The organism is Stenotrophomonas maltophilia group sp. Smal13, from assembly GCF_030236855.1.
GTDB classification, from domain to species: Bacteria; Pseudomonadota; Gammaproteobacteria; order Xanthomonadales; family Xanthomonadaceae; genus Stenotrophomonas; species Stenotrophomonas maltophilia_A.
Genome location: NZ_JASJSQ010000044.1, coordinates 7,482 through 30,903 on the forward strand (window position 1 = coordinate 7,482; position 23,422 = coordinate 30,903).

The 23,422-nt window shown below is 66.8% G+C and carries 22 protein-coding genes; 8 read left to right on the forward strand and 14 right to left on the reverse strand.

Features of this window, described 5'->3' with window-relative positions:
• Positions 1-58 precede the first annotated feature (58 nt).
• The 4 genes from QRO95_RS14990 to QRO95_RS15005 form a co-directional block, all read right to left on the reverse strand.
• The gene (locus tag QRO95_RS14990) at positions 59-1,405 is read right to left on the reverse strand and encodes a virulence factor family protein (RefSeq protein ID WP_285302904.1); all 1,347 of its coding nucleotides are present in this window, start codon (positions 1,403-1,405) and stop codon (positions 59-61) included.
• A 78-nt stretch (positions 1,406-1,483) separates the two neighbouring features.
• Positions 1,484-2,101 carry a DUF998 domain-containing protein gene (locus QRO95_RS14995; protein ID WP_032130397.1) on the reverse strand — a complete coding sequence of 206 codons (618 nt, stop codon included), beginning with the start codon at positions 2,099-2,101 and terminating at the stop codon, positions 1,484-1,486.
• Complete coding sequence (locus QRO95_RS15000) at positions 2,098-2,271, reverse strand: oxidoreductase-like domain-containing protein (protein WP_049398321.1); 174 nt, start codon at positions 2,269-2,271, stop codon at positions 2,098-2,100. The genes QRO95_RS14995 and QRO95_RS15000 overlap by 4 nt, the downstream gene beginning before the upstream one ends.
• A gap of 50 nt (positions 2,272-2,321) precedes the next feature.
• Positions 2,322-2,924 carry a hypothetical protein gene (locus tag QRO95_RS15005; RefSeq protein ID WP_032130395.1) on the reverse strand — a complete coding sequence of 201 codons (603 nt, stop codon included), beginning with the start codon at positions 2,922-2,924 and terminating at the stop codon, positions 2,322-2,324.
• Between the two features lie 228 nt (positions 2,925-3,152).
• On the opposite strand from QRO95_RS15005, the gene QRO95_RS15010 reads away from it, so the two are divergent.
• Positions 3,153-4,307: a tetratricopeptide repeat protein gene (locus QRO95_RS15010; protein WP_285302905.1), complete on the forward strand. Its 1,155-nt coding sequence runs from the start codon at positions 3,153-3,155 to the stop codon at positions 4,305-4,307.
• A 6-nt stretch (positions 4,308-4,313) separates the two neighbouring features.
• Here the strand turns inward: QRO95_RS15010 and QRO95_RS15015 are convergent, their stop codons facing one another.
• Positions 4,314-4,649, reverse strand: a complete 336-nt coding sequence (locus QRO95_RS15015; protein WP_019337002.1) for a zinc ribbon domain-containing protein YjdM — start codon at positions 4,647-4,649, stop codon at positions 4,314-4,316.
• Positions 4,650-4,840: 191 nt separating this feature from the next.
• On the opposite strand from QRO95_RS15015, the gene QRO95_RS15020 reads away from it, so the two are divergent.
• The 3 genes from QRO95_RS15020 to QRO95_RS15030 all read left to right on the forward strand — a co-directional run bounded on the left by QRO95_RS15020 (position 4,841) and on the right by QRO95_RS15030 (position 6,919).
• Positions 4,841-6,202, forward strand: coding sequence for an Hsp70 family protein (locus QRO95_RS15020; protein ID WP_032129362.1), 1,362 nt, complete (start codon positions 4,841-4,843; stop codon positions 6,200-6,202).
• Positions 6,203-6,338: 136 nt separating this feature from the next.
• Positions 6,339-6,725 carry a YkgJ family cysteine cluster protein gene (locus tag QRO95_RS15025; protein WP_012480951.1) on the forward strand — a complete coding sequence of 129 codons (387 nt, stop codon included), beginning with the start codon at positions 6,339-6,341 and terminating at the stop codon, positions 6,723-6,725.
• 11 nt (positions 6,726-6,736) lie between these two features.
• A complete protein-coding gene (locus QRO95_RS15030; protein WP_005410566.1) occupies positions 6,737-6,919 on the forward strand; it encodes a hypothetical protein in 183 nt (60 codons plus the stop codon).
• Between the two features lie 49 nt (positions 6,920-6,968).
• Here QRO95_RS15030 and QRO95_RS15035 read toward each other — a convergent pair whose 3' ends face one another.
• The 3 genes from QRO95_RS15035 to QRO95_RS15045 are packed head-to-tail and all read right to left on the reverse strand — an operon-like array spanning position 6,969 to position 8,969.
• Complete coding sequence (locus tag QRO95_RS15035; RefSeq protein ID WP_285302906.1) at positions 6,969-7,850, reverse strand: DUF4097 family beta strand repeat-containing protein; 882 nt, start codon at positions 7,848-7,850, stop codon at positions 6,969-6,971.
• Positions 7,851-7,860: 10 nt separating this feature from the next.
• A complete protein-coding gene (locus QRO95_RS15040; RefSeq protein WP_285302907.1) occupies positions 7,861-8,394 on the reverse strand; it encodes a hypothetical protein in 534 nt (177 codons plus the stop codon).
• On the reverse strand, positions 8,391-8,969 hold the full coding sequence (locus QRO95_RS15045; protein ID WP_032129359.1) for an RNA polymerase sigma factor: 579 nt from the start codon (positions 8,967-8,969) through the stop codon (positions 8,391-8,393). The genes QRO95_RS15040 and QRO95_RS15045 overlap by 4 nt, the downstream gene beginning before the upstream one ends.
• Before the next feature lie 126 nt (positions 8,970-9,095).
• Here QRO95_RS15045 and QRO95_RS15050 point away from each other — a divergent pair, with 126 nt between their 5' ends.
• From QRO95_RS15050 to QRO95_RS15065, 4 genes are all read left to right on the forward strand, one after another.
• Positions 9,096-9,275: a hypothetical protein gene (locus QRO95_RS15050; protein ID WP_049398314.1), complete on the forward strand. Its 180-nt coding sequence runs from the start codon at positions 9,096-9,098 to the stop codon at positions 9,273-9,275.
• 35 nt (positions 9,276-9,310) lie between these two features.
• Positions 9,311-9,904 (forward strand): mechanosensitive ion channel family protein, encoded by a 594-nt coding sequence (locus QRO95_RS15055; protein WP_080291803.1) that lies wholly within the window; start codon positions 9,311-9,313, stop codon positions 9,902-9,904.
• A gap of 699 nt (positions 9,905-10,603) precedes the next feature.
• Positions 10,604-13,681 carry a TonB-dependent receptor gene (locus QRO95_RS15060; RefSeq protein WP_285302908.1) on the forward strand — a complete coding sequence of 1,026 codons (3,078 nt, stop codon included), beginning with the start codon at positions 10,604-10,606 and terminating at the stop codon, positions 13,679-13,681.
• Between the two features lie 200 nt (positions 13,682-13,881).
• On the forward strand, positions 13,882-14,076 hold the full coding sequence (locus tag QRO95_RS15065; RefSeq protein ID WP_021204511.1) for a heavy-metal-associated domain-containing protein: 195 nt from the start codon (positions 13,882-13,884) through the stop codon (positions 14,074-14,076).
• Positions 14,077-14,155: 79 nt separating this feature from the next.
• Here QRO95_RS15065 and cueR read toward each other — a convergent pair whose 3' ends face one another.
• From cueR to QRO95_RS15095, 6 genes are all read right to left on the reverse strand, one after another.
• The gene (gene cueR, locus QRO95_RS15070; RefSeq protein ID WP_032129957.1) at positions 14,156-14,611 is read right to left on the reverse strand and encodes a Cu(I)-responsive transcriptional regulator; all 456 of its coding nucleotides are present in this window, start codon (positions 14,609-14,611) and stop codon (positions 14,156-14,158) included.
• 11 nt (positions 14,612-14,622) lie between these two features.
• The gene (locus QRO95_RS15075; protein WP_285302909.1) at positions 14,623-17,124 is read right to left on the reverse strand and encodes a heavy metal translocating P-type ATPase; all 2,502 of its coding nucleotides are present in this window, start codon (positions 17,122-17,124) and stop codon (positions 14,623-14,625) included.
• A gap of 128 nt (positions 17,125-17,252) precedes the next feature.
• On the reverse strand, positions 17,253-20,213 hold the full coding sequence (locus tag QRO95_RS15080) for a TonB-dependent siderophore receptor (protein ID WP_285302910.1): 2,961 nt from the start codon (positions 20,211-20,213) through the stop codon (positions 17,253-17,255).
• 403 nt (positions 20,214-20,616) lie between these two features.
• A complete protein-coding gene (locus tag QRO95_RS15085; RefSeq protein WP_285302911.1) occupies positions 20,617-21,348 on the reverse strand; it encodes a copper homeostasis protein CutC in 732 nt (243 codons plus the stop codon).
• Positions 21,345-22,343, reverse strand: a complete 999-nt coding sequence (locus tag QRO95_RS15090; RefSeq protein WP_121503155.1) for a N(4)-(beta-N-acetylglucosaminyl)-L-asparaginase — start codon at positions 22,341-22,343, stop codon at positions 21,345-21,347. Before QRO95_RS15090 ends, QRO95_RS15085 begins: the two co-directional genes overlap by 4 nt.
• Before the next feature lie 51 nt (positions 22,344-22,394).
• A complete protein-coding gene (locus QRO95_RS15095; RefSeq protein ID WP_049462013.1) occupies positions 22,395-23,417 on the reverse strand; it encodes a glucokinase family protein in 1,023 nt (340 codons plus the stop codon).
• Between the last annotated feature and the right edge of the window lie 5 nt (positions 23,418-23,422).

Here is a 23,422-nt window from a genome sequence, read left to right on the forward strand (position 1 = left end):
CGCTCATCCCGCGGCGCCTTCAGCCCCAGCGCCGACCAAGATCGGCGTCTACCAAACGCTACACCCCGCCCTTCAGGATCACTTCGGCGAGGCGGTCGTAATCGCCACCGAAATGGTGATCGCCCGGCAGCTTCACCTTCCTCACGCCGTCATTGGCCGGCAGGTCCGGGCACAGCGCGTCCTCATCCTTGTCGCCGTACACGCACAGCGTTTTTTCCGCCGGCAGCCTGGCCACTTCCGGTGCGATCGGCAGGCCGTCGCCGCCACCGCCCAGCCAGTTGCTGACATGGAATTCGAAGTCGGCCTTCCTGCCCACCGACAGCAGCACGATGCGCTCCAGCGCCTCACGGGTGCCGACGTCGAGCTGGTTGATGGTGGCCGGCAGCACGTCGGCGCCCTGCGAGAAACCGATCAACATCACCTTGTCGCGGTGCCATTGCTGGCGGTAGTGGTCGATGATCTTCTGCAGGTCGCCCGCAAAGCCCTTCGGTGTGCGCTCGCTCCAGAAGTAGCGCAGCGAATCGATGCCGACGACCGCCACGCCATGCTCGTTGAGTGACGACGCCACGTTCTTGTCCAGGCCAGCCCAGCCACCGTCACCGGAGACGAACACCGCCAGCGTATCGCCGCTGCCGGTCGCCGGCATTTCCACCACGGGCAGGCCCTTCAGTGCAGCAGGCGGCGGTGCCAGGCTGACGCCGGCCTGCGCGCCGATCACCCGTGCCGCAGCCACCAGGCCCGGTGACACATCACCGCGCGCGGTGCGCTTGAACTCGCGTGCCATCGCGACCTGCTGCACGAACGCGCTGGCCTGGCCGACCTTGCAGCCGCGGTCACCGGCCGCGCTCAACCACGGAAAATTCAGTTCGGCCGGCTGCAGCCTGTCGTGCTTCACACCATCGCCGCAGACCATGCGCTGGTGGTTGTGGTCCGGGCAGAAGCCGGTGGTCAGTACACCGGCGAACACCTGGGTATCGGCCTGCGCTGCCAGCGAATAGGCCATCTCGGCACCTTCGCCATCACCGCCGACCAGCGGCAGGTGGTAGCCGGGCAGATGCAGCGAGGCCTGCAGCCAACGTGAGAAATTCTCGACGTCACCGGAACCGAACGAACAGGTCGGGTCCCCCTCGCGCTTGAGCACACCGCGCAGGTGCGCAATGTCCACTGCCGCGACCAGCGCGCCATCGGCACGCAGGGCCTCGATCGGCAGGCGGCTGGTGTCACCACCGGCCGTGGGTTCGTGGAACCAGATCACCACCCGTTGCGGCGTGCCGGATGGCATGTGCACCGGAATCTGCTCGAACCGCCCATGGCTGAACTGCTGCGGGGTCACGGCCGCCGTTGCCGGCAGCGCGGCCAGCGCCAGTACCACACCCATTGCCCTGCCCAGCCCTGCACGCTTCATATCGCATCCCCGATGGAATGCGCACACGATACGCCGCCGCCGCGTGCACGGCACGTACCGGCGCAGGCCGTTGGGGATTCAGTGGGCTGCGGCCCGACGGCTGCGACGGTACAGCGCCATCGCCAGATACAGCAGCCAGCCAACGATCACCGCGATCACCACTTTCTGTCCCAGCCCACGCGGTGGTCCACCACGCCACAGCACATGCAGCCACAGCAGCACAAAGGCCAGCCATGCCCAGCCCCAGAGCAGGCCCGCAGCGGACTGCCAACCCGGTTCGCGGCGCAGATACCAGGCCTGCAGCAGCATGCCGACGCTGGCACACAGGAACGCCGTGTTGGCTGCCAGCCCATGGATGAACGGTGCCAGCAGCGGTGTTGCTTCAGGCAGCCAGCTGTCGCCGATGGCGACCGTCGCCAGGCCCAGCGCGGAAACCGTGAACAGCAATGGTGCGGCCGCACTGCGCCGCGGGCCGATGCTGCCGCGATACAGCGCAATGCCAAGCGCCGCAATGGCCAGCGCCAGCAGGCAGTAGGCAGCGCGCAATGCCAGCCCCCACGGCCCGTGCAGGTACAGGCTCAAGGTCGCCCGCACCCAGTCCAGATCACTGCGCGCAACCTGGGTCCACAGCGCGGTGGCCACGAACAGCACCAGTGCCACCAGCGCCAGCACCGCCGCCGGGCGTGCACGGCTCATGGTGCGGCCTCTGGATGCCGCGTCTTCCACTCGGCCAGCGCCTTGCGGTAGCGCTGCAGCTCATCGGAATACAGGTCCAGCACACACAGCGGGCAACCACTGCCGCAGCATTCGTTGGGGCCGGGTTCTTCCGGTGGCAGCGGGCGGGGATCGGGATCAGGGACGGACACGGTCGGAAACGGCAATCATTGGAAACAGGTCACCAGTGTACCGGGCCGGCTCAAACGCCCAGCTGACGTCGCAGGTTGTCACGGGCGGCCGCGTCCAGGCGCTGGTGGAAGAACTCGCTGAGGAAGATCCGCGGAGCGCGCAGCAGGCCCTGCAGGAAGCGGCGACGGCCGGCACGGTACAGGAAGCCCGGCACCACCCCTTTGTATTCTTCGGCCACGCCACGGTCATAGGCAGCGAACACCGGTTCCGGCGCGGCCAGGATCGCCATGTCGCAGTCCAGGAACAGGGCCGCCTCGGCATCCACATCCTCCGGACCAAGCGCGCCGTGGCGGGCGGTCAGCAGGATCAATTGCTCCACGCGAGCGGCGTCGACAGTGGCAAGCTCTGGCGCCTGTGTGATCGCCTGTAAAGCCAGCTGCGCCGAACGCGCCTCGTTGTCCTTGCGCCCCGCCTGGTAGATCGCATCGTGATAGAGCACGGCCAGATAGATCTCGGCCGGCTGCTTCCAGCCGGGGCCGTCGGCGACCTCCTGGCAGTGCTGCAGCACCGCGCGCACATGGCCGAAGTGGTGGTAGGCCCGTGGCGGCGTTGCATAGCTGTCCTGCAGCGCCTGCCACTGCGCCGGGGCAAGCGTCAGCGGTGAGAAGTCCATGACCGGATCATCCCGCCTGCGCCGGCGCCGGGCAAGCTGGCGGTTTTTTCACCACGCACTCACAACGCTTGCCGGGCGGGGCCCGGAGCCAGTTGTCCACAGCTTTGTCGAGCGCTGGTCCACACCGGTTGTGGATGAACGCGGCGCCGACCAACGGTCGCTGCAGCCGGACATCCATGGGCATACACTCGCCACAGGCGGGAGCGCCCGCCGCTGCCGGGAACCGTCATGTACCGTTCTGCCGCCCATTGCCTCACTCTTTCGCTGCTGGCCTTCTGTGCTCCTGCCTTCGGCGCAGGCCAGGCACCGCCCGCCGATGTGGTGACGACCCCGACCATCACCGTGTCGGCCGCACGTGTGCCGACCCCGGAAGAAGTGTTCGCCATTCCCGCGGACCTGCGCGCGATGCTCCAGAAGCAGGTGATCCAGCGCAGCTACTCCCGCGACCAGCGGCTGCAGGCGCTCGTGGAGATGATCTTCGACCAGCACGGGCTGGACCTGCAGTACGACGCCAATGCGACCTACACCGTCAGCGATATCTGGCAGCACCGCCGCGCCAACTGCCTGGCCTTCACCCTGCTGTTCGTGACGCTTGCGCGGGAGGCTGGCATCCAGGCCCGCGTGCAGGAAGTCGGGCAGGTGGTGTCCTGGTACCAGGACCAGGACGCGGGCGTGGTCTACAGCGTCGGCCACGTCAACGCCGGTGTCGACGTCGGTGGGCGTTTCGGTACCGTCGATCTGGATCGCAATGTGCTCTATGACCGCCGCGGCCCGGTTCCCGTCAGCCGTGCGCGGGCGTTGGCGCACTTCTACAACAACCGGGGTGCGGAGCGCCTCGGCGACGGTGATTTCGTCGGCGCGCGTGCATTCTTCGACGCGTCCCTGGCTCAGGACAGCGGGTTCGCTCCGGTGTGGAACAACCTCGGCGTGCTCGACCACCGCGAAGGCAACAACGAGGCGGCGCGGCAGGCGCTGGACCGATCGCTGCAGCTGGAAGGCCGCCAGGATGCCGCACTGACCAATGCCTCCGCGCTGTTCCGCAGCCTGGGCTTGACCGCGCAGGCGCAGTCACTTGAGCGCCGGTTGAAGTCGGTGCAGCGCGAAGACCCGTTCGCGCAGTACATGTTCGGCGCCAAGGCCGAACGTGCCGGCCAGCTGGACCAGGCGATCCGCTATTACCGGCAGGCCGTTCGCCTGTATGACACCGCGCATCAGTTCCACTTCGGGCTGGCACGGGTCTATTTCCTGGCTGGCCAGCTCAAGCGCGCCGATCGCGAACTGCTGCGTGCACAGGAACTGGGGGGCGCGCCGGAGCAGGCGCGCTACCAGGCCAAGCTGGACAGCCTGGCCCGCTGGCGCGCGCAGCAGCAGGCCAAGCGCTGAAGGCGATCAGGCCTTCTTGAGGAAGCAGGTCTTCAGGACCAGGCCCTTGATCTTGTCCGAGTTGCCTTCGATGTGCTCGGCGTCATCCTCGACCAGGCGGATGTTGCGGATCACGGTGCCCTGCTTGAGCGGGATCGAGGAGCCTTTGACCTTCAGGTCCTTGATCACGGTGACGGTGTCGCCGGCCTGCAGGGTGTTGCCGTTGCTGTCACGCACGACCAGGGCGGAACCGGCGCTTTCCTCGGCGGTCCATTCGAAACCGCAGTCGGCGCAGATCCACAGCGCACCATCGGCGTAGGTGTTTTCCAGGGTGCACTGCGGGCAGGCGGGGGCAGAAGACATCAGCAAGTACCTCAAAGTGAATCAACAGCCGCCATTGTAACCGCCTGGCTCCCTGCCCTTTTCCGGCCAGCGCCCGGCGGCTCGCATGACCCGATCCGGAACCCCCATCCAGAACAGAAGGCCGCAGGAACTTGCAGTCGGCGACGAACTGCAGCAGAGTGCGCGGCCCCTGATCGCCCCCGGAACTCCCCATGCGCCTCGGCATCGACTTCGGTACCAGCAACTCCGCCGCCGCCATCGTGCATGAGGGGAAACTGCTGCCGATCCGCTTCGGCGACGCCGAGCAGTTCCGCACCAGCGTGTACTTCCCTGGCGTGGTGCCCGACCCGGACGACTTCCAGCTCGACGCCGGCCAGGAACACGAGCTGCAGCAGATGATCGACAGCGCCGCGCGCGCGGCCCGCGCCGCCGGCCAGGAACGCACGCCGCAGGCGCTGCGCCGCGAAGCCCTGCGCGCACTGCGCCGGGAATGGATGGAAGCCCGCGCCGGCAAGGAACGCAGCGCCAGCGACCTGCTGCAGAACGCGGTCTACGGCGACGACGCGCTGGAAGCCTATTTCGAGGAACACGAAGGCAACCTGGTGCAGAGCCCGAAGTCGATGCTGGGCTACAACCTGCACCCGCGCGCGAAGCAGACCATCACCGGCATCGCCGCGCACATCCTCGAGCACATCCGCCTGACCGCCAGCGCCCAGCTTGGCCAGCCGCTGCGTGCCGCCCTGCTCGGCCGCCCGGTGCAGTTCCGCAGCTCGATCGGCGCGGCCGGCAACGATCAGGCACTGGACATCCTGCGCGAAGCCGCCACCCAAGCCGGTTTCGACCAGATCGATTTCCTCGAGGAACCGGCCGCGGCGGCCATGCATTACCACGCCGAAAGCCGCGAGCGGCACCAGGCGGTGATCGTTGACATCGGCGGCGGTACCACCGATATCGCCCACGCCGAGGTTGGTGGCGATGCTGCGCCGCGCATCCACCGCGCCTGGGGTATCGCCCGTGGCGGTACCGACATCGATCTGGCGCTGAGCCTGTCCAGCTACATGCCGCTGTTCGGCCGCGGCATCACCCGCGTGCCCGCCCACCACTACGTGGAAGCCGCCACCGTGCAGGACATGACGCGCCAGCGCGACTTCCGCCAGCACAAATACGACCATGTCGACGAACCGTGGGGCGCTCGCCTGCAGGCCCTGCAGGACACCGGCAACACCGCCCGCCTGTACCGCGATGTCGAACGCGCCAAGATTGCTCTCAGCGCCGCCAGCGAACACCGCAGCACGCTGGACTACATCGCCCGCGACCTGCATGCCGACAGCAGCGCCGACGGCCTGGCCGCCGCCGCCCATGGCTACCTGGAGCAGATCCGCGAACTGCTGGCCCAGGTCCGCAGCGACATCGGCGGCGACCCGGACGCGGTGTTCCTGACCGGCGGCATGTCCCGTGCCGGCTACCTGCGCCAGGCCGTGGCCGAGGCCTTCCCGGGGGCCCGCATGGTCCACGGCGAGCCCTCGCTGGGCGTGGTCCAGGGCCTTGCGCTGGCGGCAGCCAGCCAGGATTAACAAAACGTTACGCGGTCTAAGTTACTCTTGGTCGGCTAGAACCACGCTGCACCTTCCGCCGGCCACGCCGGTGTGTGCCCACAGTGCAGCCTGGCCCGCCCCGCGGGCCTAGCGGCCATGCCTTCCTGGCTCGTTCATGGTCCGCGCAGCACCTGAGCCGCCATCGAGACCCGCTTTGGGCACCCGCCAGGCCCCTGTGGCCTTACAACCTGACGCAGCACCTGCACCCATCGACTGCCGCCGTTGTGACGCGGTCTGTTGCCGGCTGCCCGTACTGCTGCAGCCCGGCGACCACGTGCCCGGCCAGTTCCTGTCACGCGACACCCACGGCCGTGCCGTGATGGCGCGCAACGAGGAAGGCTGGTGCGCGGCGATCGATCCCTATCACCTGCGCTGCACGATCTATTCGCAGCGCCCGGCGATCTGCCGCCAGTTTTCGATGGGCGGCGATGACTGCCGCCGCGAGCGGCAGGACTACCTGCGCCAGGCCGATGCCTGGGCGCTTTCCTCCCCTTCCACCTGACAGGAGCAACCATGCCCCGCAAGGCAAAGACCCCCGCGAAGGCCAGCAACAGCATCCGCAGCGAACGCAAGGGCGCGGCCGCCAGCACAGTGGTCAGCAGCGATTCGATCGCTTCGGACCTGGCAGCGTTCCGCAAGGCCGGTGGCAAGATCGAAGTCCTCGGCACCACCTGGGCACTGAAGAAAGCCAGCTGACCCAGTACCGACCGCGGCGGCGCTGCCGCCGCGGCCTGCCGGATCGCGTTCAGCGGTCCAGGCGTACCCGCACACTGCCCGAATGCGACTGGATGCGGATGTCACCATCACCGCCGCCCAGACGCGTATCGAGGTGGCTGCCCGGCCCATAGCGCGGCCGCTCCACCTGCCCGGCATCGCTGTTGATCGATCCGCTGAAGCTGTTCACCGACAGCTGTGCCGACACCATGCGCGGCAGGCTCAGCGTGACCGAGGCACTGACCGATTCGACGTTGATGCGGCCGCCAGGAGCCAACCCGGCCGCTGCCAGATCGATGCTGCCCGAGACGGTCTCCACCGCCAGCCGCTGCACGCGCCCGGCATCCACCTCGACCCGACCGGACACCGTCTGCGCACCGATATCACCGGACACGCCGCCGCCGGCCTCGATCCGGCCACTGACCGTGTTCACGTCCAGCTTCGGCGTCTGCAGGCGTGCGCTGACGCTGCCACTGACCGTGTTGAGCTTGCTGTCGCCACTGCGGCCAGCCGCGCTCAGGCTGCCGCTGACCGTGTCGGCCTGCAGCCGTCGCACATCGATGCCACTGATGTCCTGGCTGGCGCTGACCGTGCTCAGCAGCAGCTCCACCGAGCGCGGCACGTTCAGTACCAGCGTCGCGCCACCATTGCTGCTGCGGCGCGGGTATTCGATCTCCCAGCGCACACGGTTGGCACTTTTCTCCTGACGCAGCTGCAGGCCGTCGCTGAGCGTGCCGGTGAGCTGCACGTCATTGCGGTCCCAGCCACGCACGGTCACCTTGCCGGCCACATTGCTCAGCTCGATGCGACCGCCCGCGGCCAGGGTGTGGCGCTCGTCGATGCGGGTGTCGGCCAGCGCCACGGCAGGGACCAGCAGCAGCGCGACACAGCAGGAAATCAGGGTTCGGGTCATGGGGGTCTCCTCAGGTCGTCAAGCCGGACTCGGCGGCATAGGCCGCCTGCCGGGTCAATTCCAGCCGCAGCGCGTAGGTGCGCTTGAGCTGGCCAAGCAGGTGCGGCGCACGCGGGTCCTGCGCCAAGGCGGCACGGATCTGCGCTGCGCTCTCATCCAGTTCGTGCAGCGCCGGCTGCCATTCCGGCGCCCGCCCATCGGGCAGCGAAGCGACGGCCTGCTGGTACTGCTCGGTCATCACCGCCGCCTGCAGCTGCAGGGTAGACGGCACCGGCGCGTCCGGCTGCGCATGGCGCCACGGCGCCACCGCGTAGAGCACCAGGCTGGCCGCCAATGCCGCACCGACCGGCAGCCACCAGCGACGCCGCGAGCGCGCTGGCAGGGCCACCACGTTGTCGCCCGGCGCAGGTGCCGCCTGCGGTTCACGCGGCGGCAGCTGCGCCGACAGGCGTGCCCAGCCATCGGTGGGTACGCCGCGTTCGGTCGGCAGCGCGCGCAGCCGGGCCAGCAGATCGTGGTCGGAATCGTGGTCGTGTGTACTCATGTCATGTCTCCCAGCCGTGCGCGCAACAGGCCGCGCGCACGATGCAACTGTGCCTTGGAACTGCCGACGGCCATCTGCAGCTGTTCGGCGATTTCCTGGTGTTTCCAGCCTTCGATGTCGTGCAGTACCAGTACCGCACGTGCCCGTGGCGGCAGTGTCGACAGTGCCCGTTCGAGGTCGCGTTCGGTGCCGGCGCAACGATCGTGCACTGCCAGCTCCTGCAACCCTCCGTCCACTTCGTCGAGGCTGTCGTGATCCTGCCCGCCCGCTCGTCCGCGCAGCTCCATCAGTGCCGCGTTGACGCCCAGCCGGTGCAGCCAGGTCGACAGGCTGCTCTCGAAACGGAAGCCCGGCAGCGCCTTCCACGCCTGCAGGAACGCTTCCTGCAGCGCGTCCTCGGCGCGTGCCTGCTGGCCGCCACACAACCGCCACAGCACAGCGAATACACGGGGCGCGTGGCGCCGGTACAGCAGTTCGTAGGCAGCGGTGTCACCGGCGGCCGCTGCCCGCACCAGGGCGGGTTCATCGACGGCATCGTTGGCGGCAGGCGGCGCGGGCATGGTGGTGTCGAGCATATCGCTTGGATGCGGCGACCCGGGAAAAGGTTTAGAGCCGATCGATGATCGATGGCATGCAACCTTTTGGGTGGCTGCTGCATCCATGAAAGGTCCTTCGCGAAATTGCCGTCCAGGAGTCCTGCCATGTCCAGCCCATCCTGCGCCGCCCTGCTGGTGATCACCGCCTGTGTCCTGCTGCAGGCGCTGGGCCTGTCACTGCAGCTGCGTCCCGACAATGGCCGCGCCTGCCTGCAGCAGCACCGCCAGGAGCTGGTGTGCGTGGCCTGGAACCCGGCGGTCGAATCCCCCGCACGCGCCGGGTAACATCAGGGGCCGTTCCCGCCGCCTGTTTTCGCCCCATGATGTTGTCGCTGAAGGATCACCTGCCCGCCTGGACCCACCCGTGGTTGAACTACGCCGGCGTCGCGCTGCAGATCGTACTGGTGCTGCTGGTCGCATGGCTCCTGCGCGTGCTCGCCCGTCGCCTGATCCGCCGCTTCGCCGAGCACTACACGCTGCCGCCGGAGATGGTGATGGGTGCGCGCCGGATCACCAGTTTCGTGGTCTATTTCAGTGCCCTGCTGTACATCCTCAGCCTGCTCGGCGCGAAGCCGTCGGTGCTGTGGACCGCGTTCACCGGCTTTGCAGCCGTGGGCGCGGTGGCCTTCTTCGCGGCGTGGAGCGTGCTGTCCAACATCTTCTGCACGCTGCTGATCTTCACCACCCGCCCGTTCCGCCTGCACGACTACATCGAGGTGCTGGAAAACGGCGAGAAGCCGGGCCTGAAGGGCCGGGTGATCGACGTGAACCTGATCTACACCACGCTGCAGGAGACCGGCGACGGCCACGAGGGCACGGTGCTGCAGCTGCCGAACAACCTGTTCTTCCAGCGCACGGTGCGCCGCTGGCGCGACCCGGCGCAGGCCCCCGGCGGCATCCAGGGCGACGGCTGAGGGTGGTTTTCGGCAGGGCTGCGCCCTGCACCTGCTATGAGCTGGAGCAACAGCACCAGCAACAGCACCAGCAACAGCCGAAGCAACAGCAAAAGCTGGCTTCCTGCGGGAAGGCGGTGTGGGTAGGCAGGACCGTTGGCGCCATGGATGGCGACATCGAGCCCCCATGGGTGAGGGCGCTTTGCTTGCGAAGCACTGCTTCGCAAGCGCCCGAACGCCCAGCCGCCAGCGGCTGGGCCGGACCCCGGAGGGGGGTTTACGGCGTGTCCTGCCAGCCCACACCGCCCCGCCAAACCAGCAGAAACCCAGAGCCGCTTTGGCTTTGGCTTTGGCTGTTGCCGGCCAGCGGCCGGCACTACAGCAGGTGCAGGGCGCAGCCCTGCCGCCCCACCCTCCCCTGCGCACGAAAACGATTTCACTGATTTCAGCAAACCGTCACGCCTTCGCCACGCCAGTACCATATTGCGGAGCAGCATGCGCCCGCGGGCGACCCATGCTAAAAAACGCCCGCCCATCGCTTAGATCGATCCAAGAACGACACTGCGATGGCCGGGAGTTGGGGGAGCAGCAACAGGACGTACCAGGCCACGCGCACGGTGCTACTGCCACTGCATGGCAATAGCGACAATGTCACTTCAAATTAGATCGATTCAAGTTGTCCGTGCCACGTCACCGGATCAATCCAGGAGAGAGGGAGAGATGGGAATGAAGCATTCAACACGTACGCATGGCCAGGACGCACTGGCGCTGGCCATCGCGCTGGCCTTGGCCGCCGCCGTCATTCCGGCTGGCGCCGCCGCGCAGCAGGCCGCTTCCACCGGCTCGCAGGAAGCCACCAACCTGGACAGCGTCCAGGTCACCGGCTACCGCTACGCCATTGAAAAGAGCCTTGAGCAGAAGCGCGACGCCAACGCCGTGGTCGAAGTGATCACCGCCGAAGACGTCGGCAAGTTCCCCGACAAGAACGTGGCCGACGCACTGCAGCGCGTGCCCGGCGTGGTCATCACCCGCAGTGGCGGCGAAGGCAAGAGCGTCAGCGTGCGTGGCCTGGCACCCGACCTGACCCTGACCCAGTTGAACGGCAACTACGTGGCCACGTCGGAAACCAACGACGAAGCCACCCGTTCGTTCAACTACACCCTGCTGCCGTCGAACATGCTGTCCAGCGCCGAGCTGTTCAAATCGCCGGAAGCCCGCATCGACGAAGGCGGCATCGGCGGCACGGTCATCCTGCATACCCGCCGTCCGCTGGACATGGAATCCAACTCGGGCTTCGTCACGCTCGAGGGCACCTCCTCCGATACCCACCACGATATCGACCCGCAGGCGTCGGCCCTGTATTCGTGGCACAGCAAGGACGAGCGTTTCGGCGTGCTGATCGGCGTGACGCAGCAGAAGCGCACCACCCGCACCATGGAAGCCAGCACCGAGGACTACCAGTGGTACGGCGCCGGCAAGGCGCGCGATGCCTATGGCAACGTGCAGGCGCAGGATGGCATCCACTACTGGTGGGGCAAGTCAGGCTTCAACAACCAGACCGGCGGCAACTACAGCGACTTCTTCATGCCGACGTCGGTCAACTTCGCGGTGAAGGAAGAGAAGCGCGAACGCAAGGGCGGCCAGCTGACCTTCCAGTTCAAGCCGGTCGACAACGTTACGATGACGGCCAACTACTTCCGCTTCGAGCTGCAGGGTGACTACACCCAGAACATGCTGAAGATTCCGGAATGGAGCATGGCCCGCTTCAACGGCGATGGAAACTGGGCCGGCGGCCGCCTGCTCAACGGCCTGGATTTCGATCCCAGCGGCAACACCGTTACCGGCGCCCAGTTCGAAAAGCTGGCTGGAAAGACCTACTACTGCAGCGAAGACCAGGCCAAGGCCGCTGGCCTCAAGCCCGGCGGCTGGGGCCCGGACGACTGCACGGTTCCGACGCCGCAGCTGACCGGTGGCTACAGCAAGGAAAAGGCACTCTCGCAGACCGCTGACCTGACCATCGACTGGGACATCAGCCCGCTGTGGAAGGCCTCGTTCACCGGTGGCCGCACCTGGTCCGAAGGTGGTCCGTCGATGAACTTCCGGATGTCGGCCAAGCCGCGCCGCAAGGTCGGCAACGATTACCTGTCGGGCAACCTGTACAGCGCCTGGGACCTGACCGGTACGCCGTCGGCCACCTTCTCGCCCGACCTGCAGCAGCAGCTGATGAACGGCATCGCCGAAGTCGACACCGGCTCGACCGATTCGTCGTGGAAGCGCACCGAGGTCAAGCAGAACTACTTCCAGGCCGACGTCACCAAGCTGTTCGAGTCCGGCTGGCTGGACTCGATCCAGTTCGGCGCCAAGTACCGTGACGGCAAGGTCCATCGCAATACCGGCAACACCTACTGGGTGTGCCCGGGCCGCGACCCGGCCGACTATGACAACAGCCGCTACCAGAGTGGCTGCGATCCGACTGCGGGCGACGCGCAGCCGGGCTTCTTCCTGTCCAATCCGATCAACAACATCGCGGGCGGCTTCAATGCCAACGTGTTCCCGGGCATCAACTACCCGGCCTACATCGATTACCTGAACAAGACCTACGGTGGTTCGCACAACCGTACCGAGGAAGACTTCGTCTACAACGTCAACGAGAAGATCTACTCGGGCTACTTCCAGGCCAACTTCCGCACCGAGCGTCTGCGCGGCAATGTCGGCGTGCGCGTGGTGCGCACCAAGCAGTTCGCGCAGTCCTCCGACTCGATCGAGAAGTTCAACGACTACTTCCTGGACAACGCGTCCGGCGCACCGATGGCGTGCACCGATCCGGCCGCTGCGGCCTACCCGACCTACAGCTGCGAGAGCGGCTTCGTGCGCCTGCCGCACGACCTGGCGCAGAGCAAGACCTACAGCCTCATCGGCGTGGATCGCACCTACACTGACGTACTGCCGAGTTTCAATATCGCCTGGGACATCACCGACACGCTGGTGCTGCGTGGTGCCGCATCGAAGGTGATCGCCCGCCCTGGCTACACCGACATCGCAGCACCGGGCGCACTGAGCTATTACAGCGAAGAGTACGTCAATGATCGCCGCGTTGCCGGTGGCGCATCGACCGCAGGCTGGGTCGGCCAGGGCAGCAACAAGCAGCTGGAACCGTTCAAGGCCACCCAGTTCGACCTGGGCCTGGAGTGGTACTTCCAGCCGGGCGCGGTCGCCGGCGTCGGCCTGTTCCGCAAGAACGTGGACAACTTCACCCTGCCGGTGGTGCGCGACACGCCGATGGTCATCAACGGTGAAGCGGTGAACGTGCAGCGCTACGAGACCCAGGCCAATGGCCGCGATGGTGTCTCGCAGGGCGTCGAGCTGTATGGCCAGTACACGTTCGATTTCGGCTTCGGCGTGCAGGCCAACTACACCTACAACGACACCAACCTGGCCTCCATTGTTCTGGACGGTCAGGAAATCGGCTCCTCGCCACTGGTCGGCAGCGCCAAGAACCAGGCAAATGTCACGGTGTTCTACGAGAACGATAAGTTCCTCGCGCGCGCCTCGTTCAACCGTCGCGGCCAGGTGGTCGGTGGGCTCAACAATGGCCTCACCGTCTACACCGAGCCGTATGACCAGCTGGATCTGAACGTGGCCTACAACCTGACCCCGGACTGGACCCTGACCGCCTCAGTGATCAATGCCACCAAGTCCGAGCAGCGCGTGCACCTGGGAAGCGACACCAAGGCACGCCTGATCTCCAATACCTACGCAGGCCGCCAGCTGTACTTCGGCGCTACCTGGAAGTTCTAAGGCAACACCGGGTTGCCCGGGCCCGCCCCGGTGCAACCCACGCCCCGCCCTGGCGGGGACGTTCCTCCACGGCAGCCACGCTGGTACAGGTGGCTGCCGTTTTCATTGGTGCTTTGTCTTCGGTTCAGCCCTGCGCTTGACCCTGCCAATGTTGGAAGGTGCACACTGGCGCCACCCCAAGAGCACCGAAGGAGCTACAGATGGAATTCCACGTTGAAGGCATGACCTGCGGCGGCTGCGCACGCAGCGTGACCAAGGCGATCGAGCTGGTCGATCCGCAGGCCAGCGTGCAGGCAGATCCGGCCAGCCGTCGCGTGCAGGTGCAGACCTCGGCCAGCGAAGCGCAGATCGTGGCGGCACTGACCGATGCAGGCTTCCCGCCGCGCACGGCCTGATCCCCTAGCCTGCGCCTGCAACGAAAAACCCGCCCGGTGCAGCTGCACCGGGCGGGTTTTTCATGTATGCAACGCCAGGTCAGTGCTTGTGCGTGCGGCGCCGTACTGCACCGGTCTTCGCGGTCTCCGGCGGTGCCAGGGTCTCTTCGTCTTCGCCCAGCCGCTGCAGGATCGGGCATTCCGGGCGCTCATCGCCCGCACAGCAGCTGATCAACGACTTCAGCGTGTCGGCCATCTGCCGCATGCTTTCGATACGCTGCTCCAGGTCGGCGATGTGCTGTTCGGCAAGATGCTTGACGTCGGCACTGTGCCGCGAGGTGTCGTTCCACAGGCCGAGCAGATCGGTGATCTCGGCCACCTGGAAGCCAAGATCGCGCGCCCGCCGAATGAAGCGCAGGCGGTGGATGTCCGCCTGCGAATATGCCCGGTAGCCGGACTCGGTGCGATCGGCCGCAGGAATCAGGCCGATCTGTTCGTAGTAGCGGATCATCTTCGCCGAAACGCTGGACGCCTTGGCGGCTTCACCGATGTTCATGCGGTTCTCCTTCAGTGGCTCGCAGCGGGGGCATCCGCCATCGGCGGCTGGAAGCGGCGCAGGCGCAGTGCGTTGCCCAGCACGAACACGCTGGACAGCGCCATCGCACCGGCGGCGAACACCGGCGACAGCAGCACGCCCCATACCGGATACAGCACGCCGGCCGCCACCGGAATCAACGCGGTGTTGTAGGCGAAGGCCCAGAACAGGTTCTGCCGGATGTTGCCCAGCGTTGCCTTCGAAAGCGCGATGGCATTCGGCACGCCCTGCAGGTTGCCCGACATCAGCACCACATCGGCCGACTCCACCGCGATATCGGTGCCGGTCCCGATCGCCAGGCCGACATCGGCCTCGGCCAGCGCCGGCGCATCGTTGATGCCGTCACCAACGAAGGCGACATGGCCGTGCGTGGCCTTCAAGCGACGCACCGCTTCGACCTTGCCTTCCGGCAGCACCTCGGCAACGACTTCATCGATACCCAGCTGGCGTGCGATCGCCTGCGCGGTGCCGGCATTGTCGCCGGTGATCATCGCCACCTTCAGGTCCAGCTGGTGCAGTGCCGCGATCGCGGCCGGCGTGCTCGGCTTGATCGGATCGGATACTGCGATGATCGCTGCCAGGCGTCCATCGATGGCCGCGTACAACGGCGACTTGCCCTGCGCGCCGAGTTCGGCCGCCAGCGCCGCAAATGCAGTGATGTCCACGCCCAGGTCGCGCATGAAGCGATCAGCACCGACCTCCACCCGTGCGCCCTCCACGCTGGCGCGTACACCCATACCGGTGACCGATTCGAAGTCGACCATGGCCGGCAATGCGATGCCCTGCTCGGTGGCTGCATCGACAATGGCGCGGGCGATCGGATGCTCCGAACGTGATTCCACGGTAGCAACCGCGGCCAGTACCGTGGCGCGATCGAAGCCGTCGGCGATCTCCAGGTCGGTCAGGCGCGGGCGGCCTTCGGTCAGCGTGCCGGTCTTGTCCACCGCCACCACCTGCGCGTCCTTCAGCAACTGCAGTGCTTCACCCTTGCGGAACAGCACGCCCATTTCGGCGCCACGGCCGGTACCGACCATGATCGACGTCGGCGTGGCCAGACCCATTGCACACGGGCAGGCGATGATCAGTACCGCCACCGCATTGACCAGCGCGAAGCTCAGCGCCGGCGATGGGCCGAAGATCAACCAGACCGCGAAGGTCGCCAGTGCGGCCAGCATCACCGCCGGCACGAACCACAGGGTAACCTTGTCGACCACCGCCTGGATCGGCAGCTTCGAGCCCTGTGCCTGTTCGACCATGCGGATGATCTGCGCCAGCATGGTCTGCGCGCCCACCGCCGTGGCACGCACGGTCAATGCACCTTTCTGGTTGACCGTGCCGCCGACCACGCTGCTGCCCGGCTGCTTCTCGACCGGAATCGGTTCGCCACTGATCATCGACTCGTCGATGTAGCTGCGCCCCTCGATCACCTCGCCATCGACCGGCACGCGCTCGCCCGGGCGCACTTCCACCACATCGCCGCTCAGAACCTCGTTGACCGGGATCTCGATCGTGCGGCCGTCACGGATCACATGCGCGACCTTGGCCTGCAGGTTGACCAGGCGCTTGATCGCCTCCGAGGTACGGCCCTTCGCGCGCGCCTCAAGGAAGCGGCCGAGCAGGATCAGCGCGACGATCACCGCCGCTGCTTCGTAGTAGACGTTCACCGTGCCCGGCGGTAGCAACCGCGGTGCAAAGGTCGCCACCACCGAGTAACCGAACGCTGCGGCGGTACCCACCGCCACCAGCGAGTTCATGTCCGGCGCCAGCCGCAGCAGTGCCGGGAAACCCTTCTGGTAGAAACGGCGGCCGGGAATGGCCAGCACCAGCAGGGTCAGTACGAACTGCAGGTACCAGCTGGTCTGCATGCCGAGGGTGGCCATCACCCATTCGTGCATGCCGGGAATCAGGTGCGAACCCATTTCCAGCACGAACACCGGAAGTGCAAGTGCGGTGGCCACGATCAGGTCGCGTTTCAGTTCGGCGCGCTCGGCATCCTTCTTTTCAGCCGCTTCGTCATCGGACTGAACGCCCGCTTCGATGGCATGGGCGGCATAACCGACCTTGTCGATGGCCGCTACCAGCGCATCCACAGCGGCCACGCCGCGCACCGTGGCGCGTTCGGTGGCCAGGTTGACGCTGGCCTGGCTGACGCCCGGTACCGCCAGCAGCGCGCGCTCGACGCGACCGACGCAGGAGGCACAGGTCATGCCTTCCACTGCCAGCTCGATGGTGCCGGCCGGCACGTCATAGCCCACCCGCTCCACCGCCTGGATCAGCGCGGCGCGATCGACCGGACCGGACGCGCGGATATCCGCACGTTCGGTGGCCAGATTGACCGAAACACTGCCGACGCCCTCGACCTTGGACAGCGCCGCTTCGACACGACCGACGCAGCTGGCGCAGGTCATGCCCTCGATGGGCAGGCTGATGGTGGACGGGCTTGCGGGGACTGCAGTGGCGCGGGGCGTGCTCATGATCGGATTCCCGGGGTTCCTTCTGGATGCGGACAGGCTAAACCTTGCCATCGTGGGAAGGTCAAATCCAGCCACCCCGTCCAGCCGGTAGCGCCGGGCCATGCCCGGCGTACCGCCCGCAATCCACCTCAGAAGGTGAACACGTACTCCAACGCGAACTCGCGGCCAACCGCGCCGAGCAGGCGGGTCGGAGCGAAATCGTAGTCCAGCTTGTACGGGTCCTTGTGGTTCCAGCTGGCCGAGTTGAACGCGTTGTTGACGTAGACATTGACCTTGGCGTGCTCGGTCACCTGGTAGCCCACGTTGAAGTTCCAGGTGATGAACGGCCCCACCCGCCCGTAGTAGCGCGCCGTCTGCTGGCCGGCGTTGGGATTCGGGTTCGGCGAACCGTCCGGGCGCGTCGCCGGCTCCAGGCAGTTGAGCGACGGGCTGTCGCTGGGCACGTAACCATCGGCGAACGGCACGCAGCCGCCAGGATTGTTCAGGCGATCGGTGCCCCAGTGGTAGCGCACGCCCGGCACCGAACCGATGCGATCGGCATAGACGTTGGCATTCCAGTTGCCACGCTGCCAGGCCAGGCTCGCGCGCAGCTTGCTGCGCAGGTCACGGTCACGACGCTCCGGGTTCGGATCGTTGGCGTAGCGCTGCTCCTTGGTCGAGATCTGGTTGGTGTAGTTCAGGCCGAGCTGGAAGCTGCCCCACTGCGCGGTTTCCAGACGATAGCGCGCGGTCAGGTCGATGCCGCGCACTTCGCGGCTGGCCAGGTTGAACGGGCCACGTTCAATCGATACCAGGCGACCGTTGCTGTCACGGTTCACGCGGGCCAGGATGCCGGCGCAGTACTCGCCACCGGCCGGATTGGCCCACGGCGTACCGTCCATGTTCTTGCCGGTCAGGCAGCCCGCTTCGCTGGCCAGCACCTCGTCGGCGCCAACGTCGACGATCATGTCTTCCAGCTTGATTGCCCAGTAGTCGGCACTGACCGACAGATTGGGCATCACGTCCCAGACGAAACCGACCGTCCACGAATCACCGGTCTCCGAGCGCAGCAGCGGCGTGCCACGCCGGTTCACATCGAACGTGTACCAGACATCGGTATTGCCCACGCCACAGTTGTTGACCAGGTACGCGCCGCTCTGGATGCAGCGCAGGCGGTCATAGGTCTGCACTTCGGAGCTGCTGGGCTGGCCCAGCAGGTAGTGCATGTCCGGCGCATGGAAGCTGGTGGCATAGGAGCCACGCACCAGCAGCGACTCCACCGGGCGCCATTCCAGGCCGACATTCCAGGTGGTCTCCTTCTGGCTGCCGATGTCCAGCGCTTCGCCGCTGTTGTCAGCCTTGTAGCTGCCATAGCGGTCATAGCGCGCGGCCGCAGTGGCGGTCACGCTTTCCAGCAGCGGAATCTTGAACTCGACGCCGGCCGAATAGCGGGTACGCTCGCCGCCACCGCGATCGACGTTCTGCAGGTCGAAGTCGATGCCGGCGCGCGGGTCGGGGCTGAGGTGATAGCCCTGCTGCGCAACCTCGGCCACCGCCGCGAACGAGATCGGGCCGGCCCAGCCCTGGAACAACTCGCCGGTGATATCCGCCGAAGCCTGGTTGACCCATGAGGACGCACGGTTCTTCGCCACGGTGCCCATCTGCCAGTACTGATCCGGCGTCAGCGGGTTCCACCAGCGCGATTCGTTCAACGCATAGATCGCCTCGCCGTCGGCGGTAGTGCCCAGCTTCGGGCCGAGGAAATAGTCGTACGACTTCTGCTTGTCGACCACGTTCTGCCGCTCTTCAACGCGGTAGTAGGAACGCCCCACCGTGGCGCTCCAGTCGAAGCGATCGGCCAGGCGTCCACGCAGGCCCGCACTCCAGTCCCAGGACAGTTCGCGGTTGGTGTTGCGCAGCGTATCCAGGCCGCCCACCTCGTTCGGGGTGAACTGGCGCACGCCGAGGATCGGGCGGTTGCGGTTGGCATCCCAGTAGTAGCCGTTGTCATCGTCGATCAGCGACACGCCGGGCGGATTGGTGCCCCAGATCGCTTCGGAGCGGTACACCGCCAGGTTGGTCCAGGCCTGCAGGTCATTGCTGAAATCGAAGGTGGCATACAGGTTGCCGGACACGTTCTCGGCACCGCCGGTGAGCAGCCAGTTGGCGTAGTCGGCGCTCATGCCGCACAGGCGGCCGGTGTTGGTGATGGTGTTGGCGGCGTAGTTGTAGACCAGGCGATCGGCGGTGTAGTACTCGCCATCGAACTTCTCGCAGGTGCCGGTGGGCGGCGCCAGGCGCTGGCCGGTGGTGGGATCGATCAGCGCCAGGCCGGCGGTGGGACGGAAGCCGACCTTGCGTTGTTCCATGTTCCAGGACGGGTACGGCGCATCGTCGGCATCGTCCATCTGCGGACGGTCACGTCCGAACAGCGGATCGCGCTTGGTGTACTGCAGCGCGTAGGTCACGCTCCAGTTGTCGCCGGTCTTGCCGCCGGCCCAGGACAGGTCCCAGGTATCGCGCCCGCCTTCGGTGGAGGTGCCGCCGCGCACGCGCACTTCGTCGCCGTCGTAGTTGGTTTTCAGGATGACGTTGACCACGCCGGCGATCGCATCGGAACCATAGATGGCCGAGGCACCACCGGTCAGTACTTCGATGCGCTCGACTGCGGCAGCGGGAATGTTGCCGTAGTTGGAGAAGTTGGTTTCGCCACCGTAGGGCAGCGGGTAGTCGGCCACGCGGCGGCCGTTGACCAGCAGCAGCAGCGAGCGGTTCGGGCCCATCCCGCGCAGGTTCAGGCCGCTGGCATTGGGCGTATGCGAGCCCCACTGCGAGGCCGCCTCGACGGTGCCGGTGGCTTCAGTGAGTGTCTTCAGCGCGTCGTACACGCTGACGAAGCCTTCCTTCTGGATCTGTGCGGCGGTGATCACGTTGACCGGCGCTGGGCCTTCAACGCTGGCGCGCTTGATGCGCGAACCGGTGACGGTGACCGCGTCGAGATCCTTGGTGGACGAACTGGCGGCCTCCTGCGCGCTGGCCGCCAGGGGCAACAGGGCCAGGACCAGGGCCTGGGACAGCAGGTGACGACGCTTGCGGACGATCTGAGCCATGGGTGGTTGCTCTTCGAAAGTGTGGACGCACGGACGGGTGGTGGCGCGGCACTACGGCTGATCCGGGCACCTGGATCGGTTCAAGACCGATACGGCGCCCTCCCCTGTGGATCGATCCAAACTAAAGCACAGCTGAACCGCGCCGGGCATGCGGCGACGCAGCAACACGTGGCGTAATGCCGTTATCGGCTGCAGGTATCCAGAACAATCAAAGGGTTACGAAACATCGCTGAGAAGACGGCGCACACGTCAATGACACGATCGCGACAATCGTGCGCGGAACTATTTTGTCCGTGGCGGGCCGGCGTACGGGGTCGGATCCCCTCACGGAAGGGCTCTGACCCGACTGCATCCAGATGGGGTCAGAGCCCTTCTGCGAAGGGATCCGACCCGGGACTTGCGATCAGGCGTCCAGCGCCTGCCGCAGCGCGGCTACGGTGGCGGTTGCGGTCTGGCTCCAGTCCGGGTCCAGTCCGCGCAGCGCCGGGTTCTGGAACTGCATGGCCGAGCGGCGCAGGCCCTTGGCCGAGGCGTGCAGTTCGGTGCAGCCGGTCTGCCTTGCCACGGTAGCGATGTTGCCCGGTGCCAATCCGGCACCAGCCATCACCGTAATGCGGCCTGCTGCCTGGGTAACGAGGCCTGCCAGCACATCGGCACCCGCCTCGGCACTGACCTGACCGCCCGAGGTCAGCACGCGCTGGCAACCCAGCCCGATCACCTGCTCCAGCGCGGCCGGCAGATCGCGGGCGGCATCGAAGGCGCGATGGAAGGTCACCTGCAGCGGCCCGGCAGCCTGCACCAGTTCACGGCACAACGGCACGTCGATGCCGCCCTGCACATCCAGCGCACCGATCACCACGCCATCGCAGCCCAGCGCGCGGCACTGCGCGATGTCACGCAGCATCAGTTCGGTTTCCAGCGCGTCGTAGTGGAAGTCGCCCGGGCGGGGCCGCACCAGCACGAACAGCGGAATCGACAGGCGTTCGCGGGCGATCGCGATGCTGGCGAACGACGGCGTGGTGCCGCCCTCGGCCAGGTTGTCGAACAGCTCGATGCGGTCGGCGCCGCCGGCCTGTGCCGCCAGCGCCGAAGCCAGCGAGTTGCTGGCGATCTCCAGGGTGAGCCGCGTGCTCACGCCTGGGTGCTCGTGTAGATCGATGGCGAATCACGCAGGTCATCCTGGCGCTGCGCATCGCAGACCGCGTAGACGAAGCCGCGATGCAACGCGTAGGCGCCCACCTCACCCTGCTTGTTCATGGCCAGGAAGCACACCTGCAGTGTCTTGCTCGCTTCGGGGCGCTTGCGCACCACGCGATCGATCGCTTCGCGGCAGGCCTGCGCCGGCGAGCGCCCCTGGCGCATCAGCTCGACCACCAGGAACGAGGCGGCGTTGCGGATCATCTCTTCACCCACGCCCGAAGCAGTGGCCGCGCCCACTTCGTTGTCGACGTACAGGCCAGCACCGATGATCGGACTGTCGCCAACGCGGCCGTGCAGTTTCCACGCCATGCCGCTGGTGGTGCAGGCACCGGCCAGATGGCCCTTGGCATCCAGTGCCAGCATGCCGATGGTGTCGTGGTTGTCGCTGTTGCCGGGAATACCACGGCGCTCGGCATTGATCTGTGGCTGGTACTTCTCGGTCTTCAACCACTCGCGCCAGGCGGCTTCGGCCTGCGGCGTCAGCAGGTGCTTGCGCTCGAAACCCTGCTGCACCGCGAACTGCTGCGCACCCTCGCCCACCAGCAGCACGTGCGGGCTGTTCTCCATCACTTTGCGGGCCACCGACACCGGATGCAGGATGTCGACCAGCGCGGCCACTGCACCACAGCGGCCATCGCCGTCCATGATGCTCGCGTCCAGGCTCAGCACGCCGTCGCGATCCGGGTTGCCACAATGGCCGACGGTGGGGTTGCACAGCTCGCTCTCGGCCCAGCGTGCACCCGCCTCCACCGCATCCAGCGCGCTGCCACCCTGTGCCAGCACCTTCCATGCGGCCTGGTTGGCCGGCACGCCGAAGTCCCAGGTGGAAACCACCCTGGCCCCCCCCTGCGTGCGCGCATGCACGCCCGGCAATGCCGCCATGCCTGCGGCCAGTGCACCGGCCTGCAGGAACTGCCTGCGATCCACCATCTTCCCCTCCCAGTCTGCAATGCATGGCCGGCCCGATGCCGGCCCTGCCGATCAGTCGTGCGTGGGTTGCCGCGCTGCGTGCCAGACCGCTGCACCGAGCACGCCCAGCTGGCCGTGCTCCACCCGCCATACCGGCACCTGGCGCAGCACCTCGGTCAGCACGCCCTTGTTGAGGAAGCGCTCACGGAAGCGGCCATCGGCCAGGAAATCCTGCACATGCGCGGAAATGCCCCCGGCCAGGTATACCGAGCGCGCGCCGACGGCGATCGCCGCGTCGCCGGCCAGGCTGCCCAGCCAGGCACAGAACACCTGCAACGTTTCCACAGCAAGCGCGTCCTCGCCACTGCGCGCGGCGCCGATCAGTGCCTCGGTGCTGGTCCACACCGGGGTGACGCCGCGCAGTTCGCACAGGCACGGATACAGGTTCATCAGGCCGCTGCCGGAAAGCACCCGTTCGTTGTCCACGTGCGGCCAGCGCTGCAGCAGTTTGCCCAGCACCTGCAGTTCCAGCGCGTTGCCGGCGCCGAGCGCGGCATGGCCGATCTCGCTGGCCAGCACCGGGCGCTCGCCATCGGCGAAACGCAGCGCGGCACCCAGGCCGGTACCGGCACCCAGCACCAGCGCCGGGAAGGCCTGCGCCGGATCGGCGTCGCCATTCAGTGGGACCAGGGTTTCCGGCTGCAGGTACGGGATAGCCAGCGCCACCGCTTCGAAATCATTGATCAGCTGCAGTTCGCGCAGGCCGGACTGTTCGCGCGTGGTCGACAGCGAGACTGTCCACGGCAGGTTCGAGTTGATCAGCACATCGCCATCGAGCAGGCCGGCGATGGCGACCACCGCGGTCTGCACCGGCTGGCCAAGGCCTGCGGTGAAATCGGCCAGGATCGCGGCCAGGCTGGGATGCTCGGCGCAGGCATAGGTGCGATGGCTGCCCAGCAGCGGCGCGTGGCCGGGTTGGGTCTCAGCCAAGGCCAGGCGGGCGAAGGTGCCGCCGACATCGGCAACGACCAGATGGCGCGGAAGACCGCCGCGGGCGGAGTCGGAGGAAACCGGGGACGCTGCTGCGATGGTCACGCTGG